This is a genomic window from Streptomyces sp. NPDC006012, from assembly GCF_042871185.1.
Taxonomy (GTDB): domain Bacteria; phylum Actinomycetota; class Actinomycetes; order Streptomycetales; family Streptomycetaceae; genus Streptomyces.
The window spans coordinates 1-20217 of record NZ_JBIAIE010000026.1 but is presented as its reverse complement, the minus strand read 5'-3'; the positions used below and the strand labels follow the sequence as shown (position 1 = coordinate 20217).

The window sequence follows — 20217 nt, the reverse complement described above, 5'->3', positions numbered from 1 at the left end:
GCCCGGGCCGGTCGGGGTGCTCACCCATCCGGCTCGGGCCGGTCGCCGGGGCCGGTTGTCAGACCCCGCCCGTACAGTCGAAGACGTTCGATCCGATGCACGGGTGGGAGGTGGCAGAACGTATGAGGGGCACGACCGCGACGGCCGAGCGTACGGGGCGACCCGGCGAGACCGGGGGCCCGGTTCCGGTGCGCCTCGCCGCGATCTACCTTCCCGCGCCGCTGCCGCGCGACGGCCGGATCGCCTTCTGGGATCCCGACGGCGAGCCGTTGCCGGCCGTCGGCGACGAGGAACCGCGGCTCGCCCGGGCGGACGCGCACCAGTTGCCGGACCCGGCCGGCCCACCACCGCCACCTGTCCGCGCCGACGCACCGCCCCTCTCCGCGGGGCGACCGCAGCCGGCCTCCGACCACGAGCCGTCGCCGGGCGTACGGCGCGACGAGCTGACGGTGGTCCGCCCGCACGGCGCGAGCGTGCGCCGCAGGACCGTGCCCGCGCTGTCCCTGCCGCTCGCCGCCGCCCTGCCCCTGCTCGTGCGGGCCCGGCGCCACCCGGCCGCCCACCCGGCGACGGCCTGCTGGGGCGCGGCGGCCCTGCACGCGCTGCGGCTGGCGGCCCGCGGCCGACTGCTGCCCGGCCTGACCGCCGCCGGCCACGACGCCTGGCGGGCCGGCCCCCTGGAGCCCGACGACATCGCCCACCTGCGTGCCGTGGCGGCCGCACTCCCCGCCGAGGGGCACGCCGTCCCGCTGTCCGGCCCGGGTCCGCTCAGGCTGCCCGAGCCGGAGGCGCTGGTCCGCTCCTTCCTGGACGCGGTCGCGGACACCCTGCCCCGTACCCCGGCCGCCCCGCACACCGTCGGCGGGCCCTTCGCAGCCCGCGCGCCCCACCTCCTGCCCGACGCCCGCGACTGGGCCGCGGAGGTCGCCGCGGGCATGGACACGGGCGTACGGATCTCCCTCCGCCTCGACCTGTCGGCCCACGACCTGTTCGACGAGACCGCCGGCGGCGCCGGGACACGCGCCGCGGGCGTCGCGATCGTCCAGGTACACAGCCTCGCCGACCCCACCCTGGTGGCCGACGCCGCCGCCCTGTGGGCGGGGGAGGCCGACGCGGCGTTCGGGCCACGCGCGCGCGTGGACGCGGCCCTCGCCGTCCGCCGGGCGGCCCGCGTGTGGCCGCCCCTGGACCGGCTCGCCGAGCAGGACGCGCCCGACGTGCTCGCCCTGTCCGAGGCGGAACTCGGCGATCTGCTCGGTGTGGCCGCCACCCGCCTCGCCGCGGCCGGAGTCGCCGTGCACTGGCCCAGGGACCTGGCGCACGACCTGTCGGCGACCGCGGTGGTGCGCACCGCGCCCGGCTCGGCGACCGACGGCACCGGCTTCTTCGAGAGCGAGGAACTGCTCCAGTTCCGCTGGCAGTTGGCGCTCGGCGGTGATCCGCTCAGCGAGGCTGAGATGGACGCGCTCGCCGAGGCGCACCGGCCCCTGGTCCGGCTGCGCGACCGCTGGGTGCTCGTCGATCCCGCGCTGGTCCGCAAGGCCCGCAAGCGCGAACTGGGCCTGCTCGACCCCGTCGACGCGCTGTCCGTGGCGCTCACCGGCGTCGCCGAGGTCGACGGTGAGAGCGTCGAGGCGGTGCCGGTCGGCGCGCTGGCCGCGCTCCGCGACCGGCTCACGGCCGGGATCGGCCCCGCCCGGCCGCCCGCCGGACTGCACGCCACCCTCCGTGAGTACCAGCTCCGCGGCCTGGCCTGGCTCGACCTGATGACCTCGCTCGGGCTCGGCGGCTGCCTCGCCGACGACATGGGCCTCGGCAAGACGGTCACGGTCATCGCACTGCACCTGAAGCGGGCCCGCCAGGAACCCACCCTGGTGGTCTGCCCGGCGTCACTGCTCGGCAACTGGCAGCGGGAGATCGCCCGGTTCGCGCCCGGCGTCCCGGTCCGCCGCTTCCACGGCCCGGACCGCACCCTCGACGACCTGTCCGGCGGCTTCGTCCTCACCACGTACGGCACCCTGCGCTCGACCGCCCCCCGCCTGGCCGGCCAGCCGTGGGGCATGGTCGTCGCGGACGAGGCGCAGCACGTCAAGAACCCGCACTCGGCCACGGCCAAGGCCCTGCGTACGATCCCGACCCCGGCGCGTGTCGCCCTCACCGGGACACCGGTCGAGAACAACCTCTCCGAACTGTGGGCGCTGCTCGACTGGACGACCCCCGGACTCCTCGGACCGCTGAAATCGTTCCGCGCCCGGCACGCGCGCGCCGTGGAGAACGGCGAGGACCCGGAAGCGGTGGACCGGCTGGCCCGGCTGGTCCGCCCCTTCCTGCTGCGCCGCAAGAAGTCCGACCCCGGCATCGTCCCGGAACTGCCCCCCAAGACGGAGACGGACCATCCGGTACCGCTCACCCGCGAACAGGCCGCGCTGTACGAGGCGGTGGTGCGCGAATCGATGCTGGAGATCGAGACCGTGGAAGGCATCGCACGCCGGGGCCTGGTCCTCAAGCTGCTCGGTGCGCTCAAGCAGATCTGCGACCATCCCGCGCTGTATCTCAAGGAGCCGCCGCACGGGCCCGGCATGCTTGCCCGCTCCGGCAAACTAGCCTTGCTAGACGAGCTGTTGGACACCGTGCTGGCCGAGGACGGCTCGGTACTTGTCTTCACGCAGTACGTCGGTATGGCCCGGCTGATCACCGCCCACCTGGCGGCCCGCGCGGTCCCCGTGGATCTGCTGCACGGCGGCACGCCGGTACCGGAGCGCGAACGCATGGTGGACCGCTTCCAGAGCGGGGCGACCCCGGTCCTCGTGCTGTCCCTCAAGGCCGCCGGGACGGGCCTGAACCTCACCCGTGCCGGCCATGTCGTCCACTTCGACCGCTGGTGGAACCCGGCCGTCGAGGAGCAGGCCACCGACCGCGCCTACCGCATCGGACAGACCCAGCCGGTCCAGGTCCACCGCCTGGTCACCGAGGGCACGGTGGAGGACCGCATCGCCCGGATGCTGGAGTCCAAGCGCGCCCTGGCCGACGCGATCCTCGGCTCGGGCGAGTCGGCCCTCACGGAGCTGACGGACCGTGAGCTGTCCGACCTGGTGTCGCTGCGGAGGACGTCATGACGGCCCGGGACTCAGGGGAAGCCCGGCAGGCTCGGGAGGACCAGGAAGCTGGGGAAGGCCCGGAGGCTGGGGAGGACCGGAAGGCTGCGGAGAAGCGGAAGGGCGTGGGGGAGCGGAAGGCCGGGGAGGAGCGCCCCGCCGATATCGCCCGGCGCGCACTGCGGGCGGCCCGCGAACGGGCCGGCACACAACGGGAAGACACGGCGCGGCCCCGTTCCCGGGCGGAGAAGGGGGCGCACGACACGGCTTCGGGCGTGACGGGGGAGCAACTGGGGGGTGTGGCTTCGGGAGCGCCTGGGGAGCGGTTGCGTGACGTGGCTTCGGGCGTGCCAGGGGATCGGTCGCGTGGTGTGGTTTCGGACCTGTCCGGGGAGCGGGTGCGTGGCGCGATTTCGGGTGCGGCGCAGACGCAGTCGCGAGGGACGGGGCTGGAGCTGCCGGAGGCGCAAACGCGAGGGCTTGGGCCAGGGGTGTCGGGGGAGCAAACGGGAGGGGCGGGGCCGGAGGCGGCGGAGGGGCTGCCGCGCGATGCGGTGCGGGACGTTGTGGGGGGAAGGTCACGGGATACGAAGGGGGACGCCGAGGGGGGACTGCCGCGGCGTACGGCTTCGGGTGCCCATCAGGGACCCCTGGCAGCCGATGCCGAGGGCGACGATCCGCCGGTGCGGCGGTCGAGGCCAGGCGATGCGGCCCGGGCCGCGCTCAGGTCGGCCGCCGTCGCTGGGCGCTCTGGGCGTGCTGTGCACGGTGCTCGCCGGGCGGACGCGGACTCAGCTGCCCCTGACCCGACCGTTCGGCGGGACGGTCGTGACGGGCAGCGACCCGCGACAGACGACGCATCGGACACCACGTCGGACACCGCATCCCACACCGCGGCCGGGACCTTCGCCGACCGCGTTGCCCCGCAGAACGCGTCACCCGCCGACGGCGCCGGCCCCACCGCGTCCTCCTCCACCGCTGCGGCCCCCACCGACCTCCGTCCCGGCGACGGCGCCGGCTCCGGGAGCCGTCCCGGCGACGCCGCCCGAGAGGCCCTGCGCGCGGCACGCCAAGAGACACAGAGGCTCGGCGAGGAACGCCGGCCCTCCACGCCACCGCGCGCCGCGAACCGCGCCCCGGCTCCCCGTGCTACCGGGGCGGCAGCATCACTGACCGCTTCCGGCGGCCCGTCGGCGGGTGCGGGGGCCGGTGCTGCCCGCGGCGGATCCGGCCGGGACGTGCGGCAGTTGCCGGCCGACGTGTTCCGCCTGCCGTCCCCGGCGGTCGCCCCGGCCAGGGCCGAGCCCGTGTCCGGCGCCGAGACCCGGCCCGATACTGAGCCCGAGCGCGTCATCACCGCCGCCGATCAGGGAGTTTGGCCCTGGAGACGCCCGGAGGCAGAGGTCGTCCCGCGTCCGGAGGCACAGGCCGCTTCGCGCCCCGCCGCGCTGGGCGGCCCGCGTCCGGATGCCCAAGGCGGCCTGCACCCGCACACATCCGCCGCCCCGGACCAGGACGCATCGGGACCCCGCGCGGGCCATGAAGGGTCACCGGCGGACAGCCCCGGTTCCGGTCCCGGTTCCGGTTCTGGATCCGGTTCAGGTTCAGGTTCTGGATCCGTTCCGTCGCGTGGGACCTGGACCCTGGGTGCCCCGCACCGGGACGGGGAACTGCGTCGTACTTTCGCGCCGTTTCCCGGCAGGTCGGTCACTGGCGGAGTCGGGGAGCCCTTCGCCGTGAGCTGGTGGGGCAACGCTTGGGTGTCCGCCCTGGAACAGGGCGCGCTGGACGCCAGGCGCCTGGCACGCGGACGGGGCTACGCCGAGCAGGGGCAAGTGGACGCGATCACCGTCACACCGGGGCTCGTGCTGGCGTACGTACGCGGCAGCCGCCCGCGTCCCTACCTGGTGCAGGTGCGGCTGCGCACGTTCGACGACGCCGACTGGGAGAGCTTCCTGGACGCCGCCGCCGAACGGCCCGGCCGGATCGCCGCGCTGCTCGACCGGCAGTTGCCCGAGTCGCTGGCCGACAGCGGCGCCGCGTTGCTGCCCGGCCCCGGCGATCTCGATCCGCGGTGCAACTGCCCTGACTCCGGCCACCCCTGCAAGCACGCCGCCGCCCTCTGCTACCAGACGGCACGGCTGCTCGACGCCGACCCCTTCGTCCTGCTCCTGATGCGCGGCCGGGGCGAACGCCGGCTCCTCGACGCGCTGTCCCGCCGCAGCGCCACCGCCGAGGCCCGCGCCGTGCAGCAGCGGCAGCCGGAACCGCTGCCCGGCGTAAGGGCCACCGACGCACTCGCGGCCGGCGAACGCCCGCCGCTTCCGGCCCCGTTGCCACCGCCCGCGCACCCCGAACAGCCCCCGGCGTATCCGGCGGCACCGGGCGGACCCGACCCGTTCGCCCTGGACCAGCTGGCGACGGACGCCGCCGCCCGCGCGTACACGCTGCTGTCCACCGGCTGGGACCCGGTAGGCGAACTGACGCTGTGGCAGGACGCGGTGCGCCTCGCCGCGGCCCGCCCCGGTTCCGGCCTGACCGCCGCCACCCGCGCGCTCTACTCCTCTCTGGCAGCCGCCGTGGACCGCACCCCGGCCGAACTGGCGCGTGCGGTCGCCGCCTGGCGACAGGGCGGACTCGACGGGCTCGCTGTCCTGGAGGAGCCCTGGGACCCACCGGCGGGCCGCTTCGACCGGGCCCGCCCCCAGCTGCTGGCAGCCGACCTCCCCGCGTTCCGTCCCTGGCGCAACCACCTCACCCACCCCCGGGGTCATGTCCAACTCCGCCTCGGCCGCGACGGCTCGTGGTACGCCTACGAATCGGAGCCGGGCCGCGAGGACTGGTGGCCTAGAGGCACCCCGGACCCTGACCCGGTCGGTGCGTTGACCGGTTTGGACGCCCTGGGCGACAGCTGAGCGTGCGGAGACCGGGTGCCGGAGGCGAGCCGGTGGTTGTCCGGTCGGCCGGCGGGGTGGCCGTTCAGACTTGTTTCCGCGTCGATTCCGCCTGATTCCGCACCCGCACGGCCCGTCCCCTCGTACCATGGCCCCATGATCAGCAGCCGACGCCGCCCCGCCGCCCTGCGGTTCCGCGCGTTCGCGTTCCGTCGCTGTTGTTGTTGATCGTCATCACCTGACGGCCCTCTCGCCACCGGCCCTTTCGGAACAGCCCGTCCGGCACGTCTGGTCCGTCCGGCCCTTCTGGTCTTTCCAGCCCTCGCCGGTCCGCCTCGCGGAACCCAGGCCGGTCACCGAGCCAAGCGCCCAGCGCTCCGCGCCCCGTGGCACATACCCCGTGGCACAGGACAGTGGCCTCCGCTTCCGGTACGGGGTCGCCGTCGGTGTCTCCCGTCGGCGTACCGGCCGCCTGCGTACCGCCCGTCCGCCCTCCCCGCACACGCCATCCGTCCGCGCACCGCCCCTCCGAAAGGCAGGCCCGCACGATGCGCACCTCCGAATCCGAATCCACCTCTGAATCCACCCCTGAACTCAGCCCCGAACCCACCACCAAATCAATCCGATTCACCCCACCCAACGCCGATCGCGCCGGCCGCCGCACCCCCGACCGCACCCCCGAATCCACTGGCGAATCCGCCTACGACCGGCATCGCCTGCGACAGTGGCTGGCCGGTGAGGCCCGTGCAGACGGGGTCTCCCGACGGGTCATGCTCAGGCTCCTGACGGCGGCCGGCCTCGGAGTCACCGCCACCCCGGCCCTCGCCACCGCGGCTCCAGCCACCCCGGCCCTCGCCATCGACGTTCCCACCGCCGCCACCCCCACCACGCACGTACCCACCCCCCACGCACCCGCCGCCGTGCCCGCTCCGGCCGTCGGCGGCATCGTCAAAGCCCTCCCCGACGACTGGTTCACGGTGCGCGGCACCAACGCCGAGACCAGGTTCGCCTCTCTGGCGGGCACCGGCTACCACACCCCGGTCGACCACTTCTTCGTCCGCAACCACACCGTCACCCCCGTCCTGGACGCCGCCGACTGGACCCTCACCGTCCGGGGCGACGGCCTCGTCCACGACCGGACCGTCGAGTTCTCCCTCGACGACCTCAAACGTCTGCCCGCCGTCACCCGTACCGCTTTCCTGGAATGCGCGGGCAACGGGCGCAGCTTCTTCACCAGCCAGCAGGGCCAGACCGTCGCCGGCACGGCCTGGACGCTCGGCGCGATCGGCACCGCCCGCTGGACCGGCGTCCGGCTGGCCGACGTGCTGCGCCGGGCCGGGCTCGGCGCCCATGCGGTCGACGTCATGCCCCGCGGCCTCGACCCCGCCTACGTCACGGCCGACGGCGCCGACCTCGGACGGGTGCGGCGCCCCCTGCCGCTGGCCAAGGCCCTGGACGACGTGCTGCTCGCCTACGAGATGAACGGCGAGCCGCTGCCGTACGACCACGGCCATCCGGTACGGGTCGTGGTGCCCTCCTGGGCAGGCATCGCCTCGGTCAAGTGGGTCGGCGACATCGAGGTGTCGGCACAGCCGCTCTACTCGCCGTGGAACACCGAGTTCTACCGGCTGTTCGGCGACGTGTATCCGGAGGGCGGCAGCGCCCCGCTGACCCGGCAGACGGTCAAGAGCGCCTGGGAACTGGACTGGGGCGCGAGACTCGACGTCACCGAACACCGGCTCACCGGCCGCTCCTGGTCCGGTGCCGGGGGCGTCGTCCGGGTCGACGTCAGCACCGACGGCGGCACGACGTGGCGGCGGGCCCGGCTGCACGACGCGCCGCGCCGGGCCGGCTGGGTCCGCTGGTCCACCGACTGGCGTCCGCCGGCCCCGGGTGGGTACGTCCTGCTGGCCCGAGCCACCGACGCCACGGGACGCACTCAGCCCGACATCACCACGCCGAACACACAGGGTTACCTCTTCGATGCAATAGTCCACCATCCGGTGAATGTTGCGTGAGAATTCTCCGTCGATCCCAGGGAGCCCGGTGTGGAGAGTGGGGGGCCAGGGACCCGATGGAGTGAACCGGCGGTTAGCGTGGAACGGTGAGTGAGACGACGACCCCTGCCCTCCAGTACCGCTTCGACGGCCCCGAAGATGCTCCGGTCCTCATCCTCGGCCCCTCGCTCGGCACGACGTGGCACATGTGGGACCGCCAGGTCCCCGAACTGACCAGACAGTGGCGTGTCTTCCGGTTCGACCTGCCGGGGCACGGCGGTGCGCCCGCCCGTCCGGCCGGTTCCGTCACCGAACTGTCCGCGCTGCTGCTCGCCACGCTCGACGCGCTCGGCGTGCAGCGCTTCGGGTACGCGGGCTGCGCGCTCGGCGGCGCGATCGGCATGGAGCTGGCCCTGCGCCACCCGGAGCGGCTCGCCTCGCTCGCGCTGGTCGCCACCTCGCCGCGGTTCGGCACGGCCGACGAGTTCCGGCAGCGTGGGGTGATCGTGCGGACCAACGGGCTGGACCCGATCGCCCGTGTCTCGCCCGAACGCTGGTTCACCAGCGGTTTCGCCGCCGCGCAGCCCGCGATCACCGAGTGGGCCGTGCAGATGGTACGCACCACCGACCCGGGCTGCTACATCGCCGCCTGCGAGGCGCTGGCCACCTTCGACGTGCGTCCTGAGCTGGGTCGCATCGGCGTGCCCACGCTGGTGCTGGTCGGCTCGGACGACCAGGTCACCGGCCCGGCCGAGGCGCGCACCCTGGTCGCCGGGATACCGGACGCCCGGCTCGCGGTGGTCCCCGGCGCCTCCCACCTGGTCCCTGTGGAGCAGCCGGGTGCTGTCACCGACCTGCTGGTGCGGCACTTCTCCAGTGCCTGGCAGCCCGCCCTCGACCCGGGGACCGGCCAGATGGCCGCCATCGGTGCGCCCCCCGTCAAGCCGGTCCTGGCCGCCGCCCCGCCGCAGTCCGTGCCCATAGCCGAGATAGCCCCGCCCGTCCTGGCACCGAGGCCGGCGGGGAGGCCCGACTCGTACGAGGCGGGCCTCAAGATCCGCCGTGAGGTGCTGGGCGACGCCCATGTCGACCGGGCGCTGGCCCAGTCCGACGAGTTCTCCGGGGACTTCCAGGAGTTCATCACCCGGTATGCGTGGGGCGAGATCTGGGACCGGCCCGGTCTCGACCGCCGCTCGCGCAGCTGTGTCACGCTCACCGCGCTGGTCGCGGGCGGTCACCTGGAGGAGCTGGCCTTCCACACCCGGGCGGCGCTGCGCAACGGGCTGACCCCCGACGAGATAAAGGAAGTGCTGCTGCAGGCGGGCGTGTACTGCGGCGTCCCGGCGGCGAACAGCGCGTTCAGGGTGGCTCAGCGGGTCATCCGGGAGGAGACCACGCCCGCGGACTGAGCGCGGGGCACGGGGGAGGGGGAGGATGTTTTCCATGAAGCTCACGAAGAAGTCCCACTCCTGCGTCCGGCTGGAGCAGGACGGGCGGACGCTCGTCCTCGATCCCGGCGGTTTCAGCGAGGCCGACGCCGCAGTCGACGCGGACGCGATCCTGATCACGCACGAGCACCCGGACCACTTCGACGAGGGACGGCTGCGGGCCGCCATGGAGGCGAACGCGGCGGCCGAGGTCTGGACCCTGAAGTCGGTCGCCGACCAGATCACGGCGGCTTTCCCGGGCCGTGTGCACACGGTCGGCCACGGTGACACGTTCACCGCGGCGGGCTTCGACGTCCAGGTCCACGGCGAACTGCACGCGGTGATCCACCCGGACATCCCGCGGATCACCAACGTCGGCTATCTGATCGACGGCGGCCGGGTCTTCCACCCCGGTGACGCGCTCACCGTCCCCGACTGCCCCGTCGAGACGCTGATGCTCCCGGTGATGGCCCCCTGGAACAAGATCTCCGAGGTCATCGACTACGTTCGTGAGGTCGAGCCGCAGCGGGCCTACGACATCCACGACGCCCTGCTCACCGACCTCGCCCGGCCGATCTACGACCGGCAGATCGGCGCCCTCGGCGGCTCGGACCATCAGCGGCTCGCGGCCGGAGCCAGCGCCGAGGTCTGAGCGCGGGCAGGCGCTGTCAGTGCCGCCGGGTAGGTTGTGAAGCATGCGCATCGCGACCTGGAACGTGAACTCGATCACCGCCCGCCTGCCCAGACTGCTGGCTTGGCTGGAGAGCAGCGGCACGGACGTGCTGTGCCTGCAGGAGGCCAAGGTCGCCGAGGACCAGTTCCCCCGGGACCAGCTGCGCGAACTGGGTTACGAGGCGGCGGTCAACGCGACCGGCCGGTGGAACGGCGTGGCGGTGCTCTCCCGTGTCGGCCTGACGGACGTCGTCAAGGGCCTGCCCGGCGACCCCGGCTACGAGGGCGCGGTGGAGCCCCGGGCGATCTCCGCGACCTGCGGCCCGGTCCGCGTCTGGTCGGTGTATGTGCCCAACGGCCGCGAGGTCGACCACCCGCACTACGCCTACAAGCTCCAGTGGTTCGAGGCGTTGCGGGCCGCCGTCGCCGGTGACGCGTCGGGCGGCCGGCCGTTCGCGGTCCTCGGTGACTACAACGTGGCGCCGGCCGACGAGGACGTCTATGACGTGGCCGCCTTCGAGGGCCTCACCCACGTCACCCCGGGCGAGCGCGCCGCCCTGGCCGCGCTGCGCGAGACGGGCCTGTCGGACGTCGTCCCCCGCCCCCTCAAGTACGACCGGCCCTTCACCTACTGGGACTACCGCCAACTGGGCTTCCCCAAGAACCGGGGCATGCGCATCGACCTGGTCTACGGCAACAGGCCGTTCACCGACGCCGTCAAGGACGCGTACGTCGACCGCGAGGAGCGCAAGGGCAAGGGCGCCTCGGACCACGCCCCGGTGGTGGCGGATCTGGACGTCTAGCACGACACCCGCGTCCGCCCTGTGGTGCCTCCGACCTGGTCGGTGCCACGCTGGGCGTATGCACATCCCCTTCCTGGGCAATCGGCACAGACGAGGCACTGCTCCGGTGCTGCCCCTCGACCCCGAGGGACTCGCCGGGTTGCTGTCCGAGTGCGATCTGCTGCGCTCCCAGGCGTCGCGGGAGGACGTCCGGCTCGACGACTCCGTGGCCTCACTGGAAGCGCTGGACCAGGTGCTGCCGCGCTGGCGCGACGATCCGGAGATCCTGCCCTGGCTGGGCAATGACGCCGGGCTCTATCTGGGCACGGTCATCGTGCGCACCGTGCCCGGCGCGCAGTGGGCGATCCGGCCCGGCGGGCAGCCCGTCGTCCGGCTCGCGTCGGGGCGCGAGTTCGATGTCGTCGCGGACGGCCAGGAGTGGGCCGCGAACGGGGTTCCCGAGCTGTCGCAGTTGTACGGAGAGGTCGCCGAAGCCTGAATGCGGAAGGTTCAGCACAGTAAATACGGCTAATGCCCGAAAGTGCGTGTCGTGTATTAAGTCCACCTTTGTCTGGATAGTTTGCGGCAACCACGACACAGCTGAGAGTGAGTAGGGCTGCGTATGGCCGTCGATCCCTTGATCGAGCTGAGTGACGTCAACGAGTACAACGGCGAGCTGCATGTGCTGCGGGACCTGCGGGACATCGGCCCCACCGTCGGCAAGGGAGAGGTGGTCGTCGTCATCGGCCCGTCGGGATCCGGTACATCGACGCCGTGCAGGACGGTCGAGCGGCTGGAGAGCGTCCGTCCGGGAACGGCCGGACCCGTCGGCCGCCGGCTGCCCGCGGAGGGCCGACCGCCGGCGCGGCTGGGCGGAGTGAGGCTGAGCAGGGCACAGCTGCGCGGAGTGCGGCCGGGCAGCGCGGGCGAGCACCGGCGGGACGGGGCCGACCGCCGCTCCCCTGAACTCCTCGATTCCCGCGGCCCCCTCGCCCGGGTCGGCCGGCCGACCCGAACCGCCTTCACCGCTGACGGTCGCACCGTCTTCACCCTCAACGGTCGCGCCCTCTTCACGCCCCACGGCCGCACCGACTTCACTCCCCACGGCCGCACCGTCGAGGACCACGTCCCGGAGGAATTCGCCACCAGCCCGGACCGCGGCCGGGCCAAGGACTTCCTGCCCAAGATCCTCATGCACTGAGCCGGGGGGTGCCACCCATGTTCCGTACCAGACGTGTGCCCCCGGGCCGCGTTCCGACGCGACATTCGAAACACGCCCTGGCCCTGGCCGTGCTCGCCGCGCTGCTCGCCGCCGGATGCGGCAGGGCGGGCAGCCCGCCCGGCAAGGGCCCCGCGGCCTCGACGCTTCCCCGCTACCAGGTGGCCCGGGGCTTCAAGCTGCCCGACTCCCCGACCTGGACCAGGGCGAAGCAGCGCGGCCACGTCATCGTCGGGGCCAAGGAGGACCAGCCCTACCTCGGCGAGCGGGACCCGGCGACCGGAACCTACTCCGGCTTCGACATCGAGATCGCCAGGATGATGTCCGCCTCGCTCGGCCTGCCGCCGGAATCGATCGACTTCAGGACCATCGCCTCCGCCAACCGCGAAACCGCCCTGCAGAACGGCCAGATCGACTACTACGTCGGCACCTACACCATCAACGCGGGCCGCAAGAAGCTGGTCGGCTTCGCCGGGCCCTACTACCTGGCCGGGCAGTCGCTGCTGGTCCGCAAGGACGAGACACGCATCCACGGACCCGAGGACCTGGCGGGCAGACGCGTGTGCTCGGCGGCCGGCTCCACCCCCTACCAGCGCATCCTGGCCGACTATCCGCAAGCGGTCCTGGTCTCCTACGACGCCTACTCGGTGTGCGTCGACAACCTGCTCACCTACCAGGTCGACGCCGTCACCACCGACGACGCGATCCTCCTCGGCTACGTGGCGAAGGCGCCCCGCGAACTCAAGCTCGTCGGCGAGCCGTTCTCCGAGGAGCCGTACGGCATCGGCGTACCGCGCGGCGACAACGCACTGCGCTTCGCACTCAACGACGCGTTGGAGGCACATGAGAAGAACGGCGACTGGAAGAAGGCGTACGAGGCGACGCTCGGCCTGTCCGGCGTGCCGGCGCCCCGCCCACCCGCGATCGACCGCTACCCGGCGAGCTGAGCGAGGACGGTTTGAACGTACTGACGGACAACTTCCCCACCTATGTCCGGGGTTTCCTCGGCACTGTCGAACTCACCGTCTACGCCTCGGTGCTGGCGCTCCTGCTGGGCTTCCTCATGGCGTCCTTCCGGGTGGCGCCGGTCGCGTCGCTGCGGGCGATCGGCACCGCCTGGGTCACCGTCCTGCGCAACACCCCGCTGACCCTGCTGTTCTTCGCGGTGCTGCTCGGACTGCCCCGGTTCGGACTCGTCCTGCCGTTCCAGGTGTTCGCGGTCATCGCGCTCGGCTGCTACACCTCCGCGTTCATCTGCGAGGCGCTGCGCTCCGGCATCAACACGGTGCCCAAGGGGCAGGGCGAGGCGGCCCGCAGTCTCGGCATGACCTTCGGGCAGACCCTCAACCTGGTGATCCTCCCGCAGGCGTTCCGGTCCGTCATCCCGCCGGTCGGCTCCACCCTGATCGCGCTCGCCAAGAACTCGGCCATCGCGGGCGCGTTCAGCGTCACCGAACTGCTCGGCACGTACAAGACCCTCGGCGAACTCGGCTACGACATCGTCTGGACGTTCGTCTGGATCGCCGTCGGCTACCTGATCGTCACGCTCGCCATCAGCGCCCTGTTCCACCTGCTGGAACGCACGTGGGGGGTGGTCCGATGAGCCAGGCCGGCGCCCTCTACGACATCCCCGGGCCGCGGACCGTCCAGCGGCACCGCGCCTACGGGGCGCTGTCCGGCGCGGTGATCCTCGCCCTGCTCGGCTGGATCGTCTCCCTCCTGGTCACCACCGGTCAGTTCGCCCACGAGAAGTGGACGCCCTTCGAGTACCAGGGCATCCAGGAACTGCTGCTGCGCGGCCTCGGGAACACCCTCAAGGCGTTCGCGCTGGCAGCCGTCCTGTCGCTGGCGCTGGGCGGGACGCTGGCCGCCGGGCGGCTGTCGGACCACCGGGCGGTGCGCCTGGGGGCCACGGCCGTCGTCGAGTTCTTCCGCGCGATGCCCGTACTGGTGATGATCTTCTTCATCTTCGTGGCGCTCAAGGTGCAGCCACTGCCCGCCCTGGTCGCCGGACTCACCCTCTACAACGGGTCCGTGCTCGCCGAGGTGTTCCGCTCCGGTGTGAACGCCGTCGAACGAGGCCAGAAGGAGGCCGCGTTCGCGCTCGGCATGTACAAGACCCAGGTGATGGCCTACGTGCTCGCGCCCCAGGCGGTGCGGGCGATGCTGCCCGCCATCATCAGCCAGTTGGTGGTGGCCCTGAAGGACACCTCGCTGGGCTATCTGATCACCTATGAGGAGTTCCTCCATGCCGGAAAGCTGATCGCGTCCAACCTCGACTACGATTTGCCGTTCATCCCCGTGGTGATGGTGATCTCGCCGATCTACATCGGGATGTGCATGCTGCTCTCGTGGTTCGCCGGCTGGGTGGCCCGGCAGGAGCAGCGCAGTCCCAAGACCGAGGCCGTCGACGTCGTCGCGGCCGGACCGGAGAAGCTGCTGCCCGGTGGGGGCCCGCCCACCGCCCCGGGACCGTAGGGGGCAGCGGCTCACGGGGCCAGGCCCGCCCGGCGGCAGCCGGAGATCACTGCTCGCGCGGTGGCAGGGACCCGCAGGACGGGTCGTCTGCCGGTGAGGAGAAGGTCAGCTGCGCGCCGGACGGGTTGCGCCCGTTGCGGACCGCCCGCATCCGTTCCCCTGTGGGTGAGGCCGAGCCGCCCCTCCCTCGCCCGTCAGACGGTACGGGGAGGCTGGTAGGCCAGCTGGACCTGTCGCGGCAGGTGGCGTCGGTCGGTGAGCGTGGCCCGGCCGGGTGGCCGGCGGTGCGGGGTCACCGAACCGATGAGAGCGCCCTCGGACTTGTCGCCGGAGAGCGTGAGCCCGCGCGCGCCCTGGTCCCGCAGGTACTGCATGACCGGTTCGTACATCGCCCGTGCCGCCCCCATCGAATTGCGGCACAGCACCATGCGGAGGCCGACGTCCCGCGCGAACGGCAGGTAGTCCAGGAGAGGGCGGAGCGGGTTGCCCGAGGAGGTCGCGACGAGGTCGTAGTCGTCCACGAGCAGGAAGAAGTCCGGCGTCGTGTACCAACTGCGGTTGCGCAGCTCCTCCGGGGTGATGTCCGAGGGCGGCATCCGCTGCGCCGCGACGCGGGTCAGGGCCCCGATGTGGGACGGCAGTTCCAAGCCGTTGGGGACGTACTCCGTCACGTACTCCGAGGGCAGATCGCCCATCAGTGAACGTCGGTAGTCGATGACGATCAGCTGTGCTTCCTCAGGCGTGTACCGCTCGCTGATCCGCTGGGCGAGCAGGCGCAGCAGTGAAGTCTTCCCGGACTCGCTCTCCCCGATGACGACCAGATACGGGTCGGTCTCGAAGTCGACGCCGAAGGGCAGCAAGGTCGTTTCGTCGAGGCCCAGGGCGATCTCTGCCCTGGAGCGGCCGAAGTCCGGGGGGAGCGCGTCCACGGACAGCAGCGTGGGCAGGACGCGTACGGGCGGGGCGGTCGGTCCTGTCCACAGTGACCGGATGTGCTCGACGAACTCCGCTGTGGCGTCGGCCAGTCCGGTGTGAGCGCTCGGTCCGTCCGCGAGCCGGGGCACCGCGGCCAGGAAGTGGAACTTGTCGAGGGTCAGACCACGGCCCGGCGCACCGACCGGAACATCCGCCGCCGCCTTGCGTGCGATCTCCGATTCCATCGGATCGCCGAGGCGCAGCTCGACTCGCGTGCCGAAATGGTCGCGTAGCGCTGTGCGGACGTCGGCGTAGCGAGGGGTTGCGAGCAGCAGATGGACGCCATAGCCGAGGCCGCGTGCCCCGAGGTCGAGAATGCTCTCTTCCAGTTGCTCGTACTCGTATTTGAAGCCTGCCCAGCCGTCGATGACCAGGAACACGTCGCCCCACCGTTGGTCCGGCCACCTTCCGGCCGCGCGTCCCCTGCGGTACGCGGCCATGGAGTCGATGCCATGGGTCCGGAAGAACTCCTCCCGCTCGGCGAGCACGCCGGCGATCTCGGCAACCGTCCGCCGGACGTGATCCGGCGCGAGCCGGGAGGTCACCCCTCCCACGTGTGGCAGCTGCTCGATCTGCCGCATGCCGCCACCGCCGAAGTCCAGGCAGTAGAACTGGACCTCGGACGGCGTGTGGGTCAGGGCGAGCGCGCAGATGACCGTACGCAGCAGCGTCGACTTGCCCGTCTGGGGGGCGCCGACGATCAGGCCGTGCCCGGCCGCCGCCGAGAAGTCGAGGTACAGCAGATCGCGGCGCTGCTGGTCGGGCCGGTCGACCAGTCCGACCGGGACCCGGAGTCCGCCCAGCCCCTCGTACGCCGGAGGGTGCATCCCGCGCTCCGGAGAGGCCGCCAGCTCCGGCAGCAGCTGGTCGAGGGTGGCCGGTTCGTCCAGCGGAGGCAGCCAGATCTGGTGCGCGGGTGGTCCCTGGCCTGCGATTCGGTGGATCAGCACGTCCAGCAGACTGTCCGCGAAGACGTCGTCGACGACCGTGCCGTCCGCGGTGTCCGGGGCGTGTTCCGGTGCGTAGGGGGCCGAGACGTACGCGGCCCGGAAGCGGGACATGGCGCCGATGTCGTGCTTGAGGTAGCCGGAGCCCGGTACCGGGGGCAGATGATAGGCGTCCGGAACCCCGATCGTCGTACGGGATTCGGCGGCCGAGTGGGTCCGCAGGCCGATCCGGTACGAGAGGTACGTGTCAAGGCCGCGCAGCCTGCCCTCCTCCAGACGCTGTGAGGCGAGCAGCAGGTGCACACCGAGCGAGCGGCCGACGCGGCCGATCCGGATGAGGAGTTCGATGAAGTCGGGCCGGGCAGTGAGGAGTTCGGAGAACTCGTCGACGACGATGAGCAGTGAGGGGAGGGGAGCCAGCCGGGCGCCCCCCGCTCGGGCCTTCTCGTACTGGGAGACGTTGGGGTAGTTGCCCGCAGCGCGCAGCAGCTCCTGGCGGCGCATCAGCTCGCCGCCGATGGCATCGTTCATGCGCTCCACGAGGGTCAGTTCGTCGGCGAGACTGGTGATGACCGCCGAAACATGCGGCAGCTCCGCCATGCCGGCGAAGGTGGCACCGCCCTTGAAGTCGGCCAGGACGAAGTTCAGTGTCTCCGACGAGTGTGTGACGGCGAGGCCGAGGATCAGCGTGCGCAGCAGTTCCGACTTGCCGGAGCCGGTGGCGCCGACGCACAGGCCGTGTGGCCCCATCCCGCCGTGTGCCGCTTCCTTGAGGTCGAGCAGGACGGGCTGGCCGTCCTCACCGACCCCGATCGGCACCCGGAGCCGTTCCTGCGGTGGGCGCTGCGACCAGGTGCGGACCACGTCGAACCGCTCGGCGTCGCCGATGCCGAACAGTTTCGTGAACGGGATGTCCGTGCGGGCCGGGGGCGCCGTGTCCGGCTGCACGCCGAGCCAGCGTTCCCGCATCCGCTGCGTTGTCTCGGCCAGGGCCTGCCTGGCCGCTGCGGAGCCGGTGACCTCCTCCAAGTGAGGCACGGCCACCCGGAAGCGCCGTCGGAGCGACAGGGCCCAGCCGATCCCGAGGCTCGCCGAGAGAGTCGCATCGATCTGCGACTCCGACGGGTCGTCCAGGGGCAGTTCGACACGGGTCCCGAGCAAGCCCAGCAGGCCGGCCCCGAAGTCGTCCCACCGCCGGGCGGAAACGAGGAGATGGAGTCCGTAGTTCAGGCCGGTGTTGGCGAGCCGGTGGACCTCCTGGGAGAACTCGGGCATCTCCCAGTCGAAGTCGAGCCAGCCGTCGATCACCAGGAAGACATCGCTGGCGCTGGCGCGCGGGAGCCGTCCCGCTGCCCGCAGCTCGCGGAACTCCTCGACGGAGTCGATGTCCAGGTCCCGGAACAGGGCCCGTCGGTCGGCGATGGCGTCCTTCAAGGCCGTGAGAACCTCTGCGACCGCCTCGTGCTCGTGTGCGGCGGCGACCTTCTTCACATGCGGCATCGACCGCAGCACACCCAGCCGGTTGACGGCTCCCTCCAGGAGATACAGCTCCGCCTCGTGCGGCGTGTGGGTCAGTGCCAGCGACATCGCGAGGACACGCAGCAGCGTCGTCTTGCCGCTGCCCAGCCTGCCGACGACCGCAGCGTTCCCGCTCCGCCCCGAAAGGTCGAGGCACAGGAGCTCGCCGCCGGAAGCCGCAGCCGTACGACCGATCGGCACCACGAGCCGGGACGCGCCCTCCCAGGAGTCGCAGATGAACCCGCGGTCCGGGGTGTCGACCGGCGGGGGGAGGAGCGTCCCCAGCACCAGTTCGTTCGTCCTCGCCCCCTGCGAGGGCAAGCCGGTGGAGGGGTCGGTGCGCGCAGCGTAGGCGAGGGGGACATGTCCCTCGCACTGACCGGACTTGGTGGGCGTCTGTTCCGGGCCGCTCTGGTTGACGACGGCGTCGTGCACATACGTGTACAGCTCGTCGGGTGTGATGACACCGTCACGGTCGAGATCGGCCAGTCCGGTGCTGAGGCCCTCGTTGACCGCGGCGGTGAAGCGTGCCACGGGCCGGGCGTTGTCCAGCGTGAGCTGGTCCCCTTCGTAGGCGTACTCAAGCGCGGTGGACGCGGTGATCACGAAGGTGCCGCGGCCGACCAGTGCCGCCTCCACATCCACCGGCGCGGGAGACATGGGGGTGGCCCGGTGGAAGAGACCGCTGTAGCAGCAGTCGAGGAGCACGATCTTGGTGCGGGCCTCGCACTCGTCCAGGAGCTGATGGATGAGGTCGGCACGGACGGCGGTGGTGTGCGGGCGGTTCAGGTCCGTTCCGACCGTCGCGAAGAACAGCCGGTCGGTGTCGTTCCTGATGCCGTGGCAGGCGAGGTAGAGCAGGACCAGGTCGTCGGGCGCGCGATTGCTGAGCAGCGCCTCGATCTCCCGCTCGATCTCCTCTTTGGGCCGGTTGGTGAGCGTACGGACGAAGTCGAAACGGCCCACCGCCTCGTCCTTGAGCAACCCTTCCAACTCACCGGCGCCGCGCGCGGGTGACCGGAGCTGGTTGAGCCCGGGATCGACGTACCCGTCAGTCGCGACCAGCAGCGCGATCCGGCGACCCGCCATCGCTGTCTCCCGGCTCCCCGTTGTCGGCATTCGTGCTGACTCCTGCGGCGATCCGCGAGGCCACGACATCGACCAGCTTGCTCTGGTCCTTCGCGGAGAGCGCCTGGAACGTGCCCTTGTCGCCGTCGAACTCCCATTCCACGGAACGGGCCTTGGCACGCTGAATGTACGCCACCAGGACGTTGCTCATGGCCTTCATCGCCGCCGCGGTGAAGGCGCCACTGACGACGAGGGCTCCGATCTCGTACCCGGCGGAGGCCATCGAGCCGGCCGGTGCGGGAGCCTGTTTGCGCTCCACATTGAACAGGCCGAGCGTTCGCAAGTCCCGGTAAAGGCTGCGTACGTGGCGCTCCACCTGCTCAGCGGACGCCGCGGGACCGGAATCCACTCGGAGCACCAGCTCGTACACCCTGCCTCCCCGGCACAGCAGCTCACCGTCGACAGCTGATCGTATAGCGAGTCCGGCGGGCCGCACGAGCACGCGCCACTTAGTCCCCTGGGAACAGGACGGGAGCCGTCCGCGAGAAGCTGCGGTCGCCGGCGGCCGGGCGGTTCGGGCAGCGCGACGAGAACCCGGGTCATTGCTCACGACCTGCGGGTCAGCGTCCGGTCGGTACGGTGTCGGCGCGAGGCCCGGCCGCCTCCCGCCGACGGTCGCCTCCGCGGGAGGCGGAACGAGACATGACCGCGAGGGTCCTGTTTGTTCGACACCCACCAGGCAGCTCGCGCGGGTGCCTCCATGTCCCCGCACTCACCGACCAAGATCAATCGCAGGACGGCCGGTTATGGTCGCAGGCATGTTGCGTCCTGAAAGCTGGTCCAGGCTCGCGGGTGGGAGTCCCGTCCGGGTAGACACCGGAGTGCCCGGTAGCAGGTCCCGGTTCGTCGTGGAGACGCGGCGGGCTGAGCGGGATGTCAAGAACCTCTTTGGAGGGAGCAAGCACGCGGGCCGTAGCGTGAAGCGAACCTTGCAGCCTCGTCAGACCCAAAGCGGAGAAGCCGAGCCCCTCATGACTGGGCGAAGGCCACGTCCTGGGGGCCCTGTTCCGGGGTCAGCCTCCGGGGTTCTCCCGGGGTATGGAGGGCGGCACGTGTGCACAGTCTGGGCCGGAACAGGAGAGACC

The 20217-nt window shown here is 71.9% G+C and carries 13 protein-coding genes; 11 read left to right on the top strand and 2 right to left on the bottom strand.

Annotated elements, in window-relative coordinates; translation table 11 throughout:
- Positions 1 to 122: 122 nt before the first annotated feature.
- The 11 genes from ACFYPJ_RS31600 to ACFYPJ_RS31550 all read left to right on the top strand — a co-directional run bounded on the left by ACFYPJ_RS31600 (position 123) and on the right by ACFYPJ_RS31550 (position 14564).
- Positions 123 to 3116, top strand: a complete 2994-nt coding sequence (locus ACFYPJ_RS31600; protein WP_389024632.1) for an SNF2-related protein — start codon at positions 123 to 125, stop codon at positions 3114 to 3116.
- Between the two features lie 629 nt (positions 3117 to 3745).
- Positions 3746 to 6010, top strand: a complete 2265-nt coding sequence (locus ACFYPJ_RS31595) for an SWIM zinc finger family protein (RefSeq protein ID WP_389024764.1) — start codon at positions 3746 to 3748, stop codon at positions 6008 to 6010.
- A gap of 749 nt (positions 6011 to 6759) precedes the next feature.
- Positions 6760 to 8007: a sulfite oxidase gene (locus ACFYPJ_RS31590; RefSeq protein WP_389024631.1), complete on the top strand. Its 1248-nt coding sequence runs from the start codon at positions 6760 to 6762 to the stop codon at positions 8005 to 8007.
- Positions 8008 to 8093: 86 nt separating this feature from the next.
- Complete coding sequence (gene pcaC, locus ACFYPJ_RS31585) at positions 8094 to 9395, top strand: 4-carboxymuconolactone decarboxylase (protein WP_389024629.1); 1302 nt, start codon at positions 8094 to 8096, stop codon at positions 9393 to 9395.
- A gap of 34 nt (positions 9396 to 9429) precedes the next feature.
- The gene (locus ACFYPJ_RS31580) at positions 9430 to 10065 is read left to right on the top strand and encodes an MBL fold metallo-hydrolase (RefSeq protein WP_389024627.1); all 636 of its coding nucleotides are present in this window, start codon (positions 9430 to 9432) and stop codon (positions 10063 to 10065) included.
- A 43-nt stretch (positions 10066 to 10108) separates the two neighbouring features.
- The gene (locus ACFYPJ_RS31575) at positions 10109 to 10888 is read left to right on the top strand and encodes an exodeoxyribonuclease III (RefSeq protein ID WP_389024626.1); all 780 of its coding nucleotides are present in this window, start codon (positions 10109 to 10111) and stop codon (positions 10886 to 10888) included.
- A gap of 58 nt (positions 10889 to 10946) precedes the next feature.
- Positions 10947 to 11366 (top strand): DUF6278 family protein, encoded by a 420-nt coding sequence (locus ACFYPJ_RS31570; RefSeq protein WP_389024624.1) that lies wholly within the window; start codon positions 10947 to 10949, stop codon positions 11364 to 11366.
- Positions 11367 to 11489: 123 nt separating this feature from the next.
- The gene (locus ACFYPJ_RS31565; protein ID WP_389024622.1) at positions 11490 to 12068 is read left to right on the top strand and encodes a hypothetical protein; all 579 of its coding nucleotides are present in this window, start codon (positions 11490 to 11492) and stop codon (positions 12066 to 12068) included.
- A 17-nt stretch (positions 12069 to 12085) separates the two neighbouring features.
- The gene (locus tag ACFYPJ_RS31560) at positions 12086 to 13033 is read left to right on the top strand and encodes a glutamate ABC transporter substrate-binding protein (protein ID WP_389024620.1); all 948 of its coding nucleotides are present in this window, start codon (positions 12086 to 12088) and stop codon (positions 13031 to 13033) included.
- Between the two features lie 11 nt (positions 13034 to 13044).
- Entirely contained in the window at positions 13045 to 13689 is a 645-nt protein-coding gene (locus tag ACFYPJ_RS31555; protein ID WP_389024618.1) for an amino acid ABC transporter permease, read from the top strand.
- Complete coding sequence (locus tag ACFYPJ_RS31550) at positions 13686 to 14564, top strand: amino acid ABC transporter permease (RefSeq protein WP_389024616.1); 879 nt, start codon at positions 13686 to 13688, stop codon at positions 14562 to 14564. Before ACFYPJ_RS31555 ends, ACFYPJ_RS31550 begins: the two co-directional genes overlap by 4 nt.
- A 194-nt stretch (positions 14565 to 14758) precedes the next feature.
- Here ACFYPJ_RS31550 and eccCb read toward each other — a convergent pair whose 3' ends face one another.
- Positions 14759 to 19093 carry a type VII secretion protein EccCb gene (gene eccCb, locus ACFYPJ_RS31545; protein WP_389024614.1) on the bottom strand — a complete coding sequence of 1445 codons (4335 nt, stop codon included), beginning with the start codon at positions 19091 to 19093 and terminating at the stop codon, positions 14759 to 14761.
- Entirely contained in the window at positions 19056 to 19502 is a 447-nt protein-coding gene (locus ACFYPJ_RS31540; RefSeq protein WP_389024612.1) for a hypothetical protein, read from the bottom strand. Before ACFYPJ_RS31540 ends, eccCb begins: the two co-directional genes overlap by 38 nt.
- Positions 19503 to 20217: the final 715 nt, after the last annotated feature.